The sequence below is a fragment of the Streptomyces sp. NPDC059668 genome (genome assembly GCF_042734135.1).
GTDB lineage: Bacteria > Actinomycetota > Actinomycetes > Streptomycetales > Streptomycetaceae > Streptomyces.
Map to the genome: position 1 here is coordinate 58,015 of NZ_JBHWEL010000031.1, position 6,774 is coordinate 64,788.

Here is a 6,774-nt window from a genome sequence, read left to right on the forward strand (position 1 = left end):
GCGGGCCTCCAGGGGCCCGCCCCTCCTTCCTTCGCAGACAGGTAATCTGCAGAACGTCATTGCGGCCCGACGGGCTTCCGCTCCGCTGCGGCGGAGTCACGAAGGACATGCCCCCACCCGCACGAGTCACATCTCGTGCCTGGGGATCCTTCGTGCTCCTGCAACTGTCCGCAGCCGAGCTCGGCCGACTCATCGTGGCCCGGGCCGGATCGACACACCTTCCGCTCACCGAGCAACTGATCCAAGAGCATTCCCGGATCAGCGGAGGAACGGCCAGCCCGGGCGACATCGCCTCCTGGAACAACAGCCTCCCCGTAGTGGTCAAAGCTCTGCTGGACTGCGGCCTCGACGAAGTTGAGGTACAGATAGAGGTCAACCTGCCGCACACCAACTCCGCGGTCGACCTTGTGCTGTGCGGCCGGCATCCTGGTACGGACACGGATTCATACCTCGCAGTTGAGCTGAAGCAGGTACGGCACGCCACGGTGGACCCCCTGTGCCCCATCGCCGTCGATCTCGGGTTCGGCGACGGGAAGAACAAGCTGCATCCGGTCCGGCAGGTCCAGCGCTACTGCGAGTACATGCTGCGCTATCTGCCCCATCTCCGGCAGAACGAGAACCAGTTGATGGGTGTGGCATTGCTCCACAACGCACGAGACGCGGATGTGGAGGCGCTGTTCGGCCTATCCGAAACCGACCACGGTTTCCTCTACACGCTCGATGACCTGCCCCGCTTCCGACGAGTCCTTACTTCGAGATTTGCTCCCGCGTCCGGGAAGCGGGCCGCGTCAGCACTGGAGCAGGCCCGCCAGGACCCGTTGCTCAAGGTCACCGATGTGGCACGTCAGCGCTCGGTCGTCGGTGGAGGTCTTACGCTCCTGGACGAGCAGTACGTCGCCGTCGACCGGATCACCCGACACCTCGAGAAGACCGCACACTTCACCGGCTTCGACGTCGGATTGTTCTGTGACGCCGAAGCCGCTCACAGCCCCGCCCCCGATCCGGGCGCCAAGCGCGTCTACATCCTGCGGGGTGGCCCTGGCAGCGGGAAGAGCGCTGTGGCCCTCGAGTTGCAACGTGCCCTCGGGCTCAAGGGCCGCGAGGCCGTTCTGGCAAGTGGCTCTCACGCCTACACGGAGACTCTGCGCGAGATCATGCTCAGTACGGCTCGCGGAGGGCGAACTGCGGACAAGCGCCGTGCGGCCCTCAAGTTGTACCGATACTTCAACAGCTTCAGCAAGACCCCACCGGACAGCATCGATGTCCTCATCTGCGACGAGGCCCACCGCATGCGGCGCAGCTCGACATACCGCTGGACTCCTAAGGAGCTGCGGGACGATGACCGACCCCAGGCGACCGAGGTGATAAGAGCCGCCAAAGTCCCGATCTTCCTGCTCGACGACCATCAGTCGATTCGCCCGGATGAGGTGGGCACCGCCACATATCTCAAAGAGCTGGCCAGCGGTATGGGCTGCGATGTCGAAGTGACCGATCTGGAGGGCACGTTCCGAGCAGGCGGTAGCAAGCGGTACCAGCGCTGGGTCCAGCAGTTGTTGGGCCTTGACGCCTCCGATCCGGTGGCCTGGCGACCGGACGGGAGGATGACTCTGGCAGTCGCCGACTCACCCGAGCAGATGGAGCAGTTCATCCGGGAACGCCACTTCGAAGGGGCCACGGCCCGCATCACCGCGGGCTTCTGCTGGCCGTGGAGCAACCCGGACGGAGACCAACTGGTCGACGACGTGCACATCAGCGACTGGCGTCGGCCTTGGAACGTGAAGCCAGAGCGCAGCGTTCCGAACGCACCACGGTCGGACCTCTGGTCGACCGATCGCCGTGGTGTCGACCAGATCGGCTGCGTCTACACGGCACAGACCTTCGAGTACGACTGGAACGGCGTCATCATCGGACCCGACCTGCTCTTCCGCGACGGGAAGTTCAAGGTGGACCGGAGCGCTTCGTGCGATCCCGCCTTCCGCGGTCCGATCGACGATGCGATCGTCACCCGGTGCGTCCTCAACGCCTATCACGTGCTCCTCACCCGCGGCGTCGTCGGTACCGTGGTCTACGCGGTCGATCCAGCGACTCACAACGAGCTGCGCAGGCTCATCCCAGGGGCCATCGGCATGCAGCATTACGACGGCGCGCAGCCGAAGCTCACCGCCGAAGGATCACAGCTGCCGCCTGCCTACCGCAGACGGCACGGGTAACCTTGATCCTGACGTAGCTGCGGCCCGCCGGGCTTCCGCTCCGCCTGACGGAGCAGCGAGGGAAATGCCCCCACCCGCACGAGTTTCTTCGTGCTGCCTGGGGGCATGTCTTGCTGTTCCGCGACTCCGCCACAGCGGTCGCTGCCGAGTGCCACTCCGGTGCTCTGTTCTTCCGCTTGACGGAGCAGTTCGTGCATGTGCACGGCCACAAGCCAAGTTCGTCCGAGGTGCGCTCGTGGGAGCGGAGCATCCCTGTGCTCGCAAGCGCGCTCAACGATGCCGGACTCGGCCAAGTGGAGATGCTCCTGGAGTACGGGATGCCGCTGAACAGCAAGCGGGCTGATGCGGTGCTGGCCGGGGTGCATCCCAAGACCGGACTGCCTTCTTACGTCATCGTGGAACTGAAGCAGTGGAGCAGCGCGGAGCCGGACGACGACGATCCGTCGCTGTGCCGCATCGATTCATACACCCGGGCAGTGCTAAATCCGGTCGACCAAGTGCGCGGCTACTGCGAGTACCTCATCTCCTTCAACGGAGCCCTGGCCGATCACCCGGAACGCGTCCATGGCGCCGCATATCTGCACAACGCCACCGAGTTCGGTGTCAGCGGGCTCTTCGAGGCCGAGCAAGACCAGTACGGTCAGCTCTTTATCGGTGCGCGACGCGCCGAGTTCATCAGCTTTCTACGCACGGAACTCGGGCCGCAGTCCGGCGCTTCGGCCGCAGACGAACTCGTCGATGGAAAGATCGGCCCGTCGAAGCAACTCATGGCAGTGGCCGCCCAAGAGGTGCGCGAACGTGAGCAGTTCGTTTTGCTGGACGAGCAGCAGATCGCGTACCGCACTGTCCTCAACGCCGTACGCCGCGCCAAACAATCCGACCACAAGGAGGTCGTGATCGTCACCGGCGGCCCCGGCACCGGCAAGAGCGTCATCGCCTTGTCGCTCCTCGGCGAGTTGTACCGGCATGGCACCACCGCGCTGCATGCGACCGGCTCCAGCTCGTTCACGACGACCATGAGGAAGGTCGCGGGCGCTCGAAAGCGTGAGGTGAAAGACCTCTTCAAGTACTTCAACAGCTTCATGACCGCAGAGCGCAACAGCCTCGACGTCCTGATCTGCGACGAAGCGCACCGCATTCGAGAGACGTCGGCCAACCGCTACACGCAGGCGTCCAACCGCACAGGCAAAGCTCAGATCGAGGAACTCATCGACGCGGCACGTGTCCCGGTGTTCCTGCTCGACGAGCACCAAGTCGTTCGGCCCGGCGAAATGGGCACGGTCGCGGAGATCAGGGCGGCCGCCGCCGCGAAGGGCCTCCCATGCCGGGTGGTGCCGCTGGACAGCCAGTTCCGGTGTGGTGGCAGCGACGCGTATCTGCGTTGGGTGGTCCGGCTGTTGGGTCTCGAACCGGGTGGTCCTGTGGCATGGGAACCGGACGACAAGATGCACCTCATGGTCGCGGACAGCCCTCAGGAGTTGGAGGCGTTCCTCGACGACCGCCGCTCGCAGGGGTACAGCGCTCGCATGTCCGCGGGCTACTGCTGGAAGTGGACGAAGAAGGTGCCGCCCGGAGAGGCACTGCCCGCAGATGTAGCCATTGGCGAGTGGGAACGGCCCTGGAACGTCTTCGGTGACCGGTCCGTCGGGGGCGCGCCTCCAGCCGCGCTGTGGGCAACCGATCCGGCCGGTTTCGGGCAAGTGGGATGTGTGTACACGGCGCAGGGTTTCGAGTACGACTGGAGCGGCGTCATCATAGGTCCCGATCTGGTGTGGCGCGGCGACCGCTGGGTCACTGACCGTTCAGCTTCCAAGGATCCGGTCTTCAAGAAGTCCACCTCGGACGCGGATGTGGACCGGCTGATCCGCAACACGTACAAGGTGCTGCTGACACGAGGAATGATCGGCACGGTGGTGTACTCGACCGATGCCGAGACACGGCAGAAGCTCCGCGACTTGACCGGTACGACCTCAAGCTTCGCGACCGTGTGACCCCTTGAGGGGGCCACGCGTCTCGAAGCGATTCGCCGTTTCGTAGCGCGTTCGCATCGACCAGGACGACCGAGCATGCCCCCGGCGCAGGCTCCCGGCCAAGGCTCAGACGCCCGCTCCCGTAAACCGCACCTGCTCCGTGCCCGGCGAGCTGATCACCAGCGTGGAGCAGATCGCCCGAAAGGCGCTCCAGCTCGTAGAAGGTCAGTCGGCCCTGGCCGCTGAGTCGCTCACCGAGAGACCGCTCGCCGGCGTACTCCGGGCCCAGAATCGTGCGACCGCCGATCTCCCGCAGACTCTCTCTCCGCGCAGCTGGACCATCGCTCCTCCACCGACCGTGCGAAGCACCCGCTCCTCGGCCCGCCTACTCCTCGTCGAACGCCACCGTGAAGACATGCTCGTCGATCTGGACGTGTCCGCCCTCGTCCTCGGTCGCACGCTCCACGAGGAGCGCACGAGCCCCGAACGGGACATGCCAGTGCGCCAGGTTTTCCGATGTCATCCCAGCACCGTCCCAGCACGAGCCAAGGGCCCGACTCCCATGAGTCGGACCCTCTTGACCCGCATTTTTGACAATGGCGACGTGGTGGAAATGCCGCTACACGTTGAACCGGAACTCCACCACGTCCCCGTCCTGCATCACATAGTCCTTGCCCTCCATACGCGCCTTGCCCTTGGCGCGGGCCTCGGCGACCGAGCCGGTCTCGACGAGGTCGCCGAAGGAGATCACCTCCGCCTTGATGAAGCCCTTCTGGAAGTCGGTGTGGATGACTCCGGCGGCCTCGGGGGCGGTGGCGCCCTTCTTGATGGTCCAGGCGCGGGATTCCTTGGGGCCGGCCGTCAGGTAGGTCTGGAGGCCGAGGGTGTCGAAGCCGACGCGGGCCAGGGTGGCGAGGCCGGGCTCCTCGGCGCCGACGGACTCCAGGAGCTCCATCGCGTCCTCCTCGTCGAGCTCGGCGAGGTCCTGCTCCAGCTTGGCGTTGAGGAAGATCGCCTCGGCGGGGGCGACCAGGGCGCTCTGCTCGGTCTTGAAGTCCTCGTCGACGAGCTCGTCCTCGTCGACGTTGAAGACGTAGAGGAACGGCTTGGTGGTGAGCAGGTGCAGATCGTGCAGCAGCTCCTCGTTGCCGGAGCCCTGGACGATGCCCTGGGAGAAGAGGGTGTCGCCCTTCTCCAGGATCTCCTTCGCGGCCTCGACCGCGGCGACCTTGGGAGCGATGTCCTTCTTGATGCGCGACTCCTTCTGGAGGCGCGGCAGGACCTTCTCGATCGTCTGGAGGTCCGCGAGGATCAGCTCGGTGTTGATCGTCTCGATGTCGTCCTTGGGCGAGACCTTGCCGTCGACGTGCACGACGTTCTCGTCCTTGAAGGCACGGATGACCTGGCAGATGGCGTCCGACTCGCGGATGTTCGCGAGGAACTTGTTGCCCAGGCCCTCACCCTCGGAGGCGCCCTTCACGATGCCCGCGATGTCGACGAAGTCCACCGTGGCCGGGAGGACGCGCTGCGAGGCGAAGATCTCGGCCAGTTTGCTCAGCCGGGCGTCGGGGACGCCGACCACGCCGACGTTGGGCTCGATCGTGGCGAACGGGTAGTTGGCCGCGAGCACGTCGTTCTTGGTCAGGGCGTTGAACAGGGTCGACTTGCCGACATTGGGCAGACCGACGATTCCGATCGTGAGCGACACGTTGCGACTTCCCGTACGTGAGGATGGGCGAAGGGCCCGTGGACTGCTCGGGCCGATCCACCAGTCTACGGCGTGCGCGCTCCCGTACCGGCGACCTGTCGAACGCATGGCCAAGGTCCGCTCATCGGCGTGTCTGAGGACCTATTCCACACATAAACCGACCTAAGTTGGTCCAGTGGAGCAACACAGGACGCGCCCCCCTCAGTACCGGCAGCGACGCGACGCGCCTCTTCCCGCCCAGGCCGGGCGGAGCGCGTCCGTCGGCCCGCAGAAGGGCGGCCCACCCGCACGACGGCCCGCACCGCCGCCCGCACGGGACGGACGGCGGCTGCCGAACCCCCGGCTGACCGGACTCGGCAGCGGACTGTTCTGCGGTGCGTCGATGTTCGTCCTCGCCTGCCTCGACGAATTGCTGTTCGGGGCGTCGCCGGCTCTGTACGGGGTGCTGTTCCTGCCCGTCAGCGCGCTGACCGCGCTCTGGGTGCGGCGCGGGGACCTCGTCAGCGCGCCCGTGGTCGTGCCGATCGCGTTCGCGTTCGGGCTGCTGCCCCTCGCCGGCGGGGGCGGCGGCCTCAGCGGCCGGCTGATGGGCCTCGTCACCGCGCTGGCGACGCAGGCGGGCTGGCTGTACGGGGGGACGCTGGTCGCCGGGGTCATCTCGACCGTGCGCAAGGCACGGCACATGACCCGCCGGGCCGCGCAGCGGCGGAGCCAGACCGACGGATCCCGCCGCGGCACCGCCCCCGCGTCGAGGTCGGCCGGGCAGCCCGGCTAGAGCATGTCGCGAAAGTCCCGCCAGCCGCGCGGGGGGGCCACGGGGCGGGCGCGGCACCCGCCCCGCCCCGGGGGGTTTACACAAAACCCAGCCCCCCCGACCGCGCGCTGG

General features: G+C 66.4%; 5 protein-coding genes. 3 read left to right on the plus strand and 2 right to left on the minus strand.

Annotated features, from left to right (window positions below):
* The first annotated feature begins 152 nt into the window (after window positions 1-152).
* Both ACFV2J_RS22700 and ACFV2J_RS22705 read left to right on the plus strand, forming a co-directional pair.
* Entirely contained in the window at window positions 153-2,210 is a 2,058-nt protein-coding gene (locus ACFV2J_RS22700) for a DNA/RNA helicase domain-containing protein (RefSeq protein ID WP_385440238.1), read from the plus strand.
* Window positions 2,211-2,320: 110 nt separating this feature from the next.
* The gene (locus tag ACFV2J_RS22705; RefSeq protein WP_385084329.1) at window positions 2,321-4,201 is read left to right on the plus strand and encodes a DNA/RNA helicase domain-containing protein; all 1,881 of its coding nucleotides are present in this window, start codon (window positions 2,321-2,323) and stop codon (window positions 4,199-4,201) included.
* A 364-nt stretch (window positions 4,202-4,565) separates the two neighbouring features.
* Here ACFV2J_RS22705 and ACFV2J_RS22710 read toward each other — a convergent pair whose 3' ends face one another.
* The gene (locus tag ACFV2J_RS22710; protein ID WP_385084327.1) at window positions 4,566-4,703 is read right to left on the minus strand and encodes a hypothetical protein; all 138 of its coding nucleotides are present in this window, start codon (window positions 4,701-4,703) and stop codon (window positions 4,566-4,568) included.
* A 96-nt stretch (window positions 4,704-4,799) separates the two neighbouring features.
* A complete protein-coding gene (gene ychF, locus ACFV2J_RS22715; RefSeq protein ID WP_385084325.1) occupies window positions 4,800-5,888 on the minus strand; it encodes a redox-regulated ATPase YchF in 1,089 nt (362 codons plus the stop codon).
* 175 nt (window positions 5,889-6,063) lie between these two features.
* On the opposite strand from ychF, the gene ACFV2J_RS22720 reads away from it, so the two are divergent.
* Entirely contained in the window at window positions 6,064-6,663 is a 600-nt protein-coding gene (locus tag ACFV2J_RS22720) for a DUF6542 domain-containing protein (protein WP_385084323.1), read from the plus strand.
* Window positions 6,664-6,774: the final 111 nt, after the last annotated feature.

Bases quoted from the DNA above. Each gene is read 5' to 3' on its own strand.
- ACFV2J_RS22710 (WP_385084327.1), bottom strand. From the start codon at position 4,703: ATGACATCGGAAAACCTGGCGCACTGGCATGTCCCGTTCGGGGCTCGT.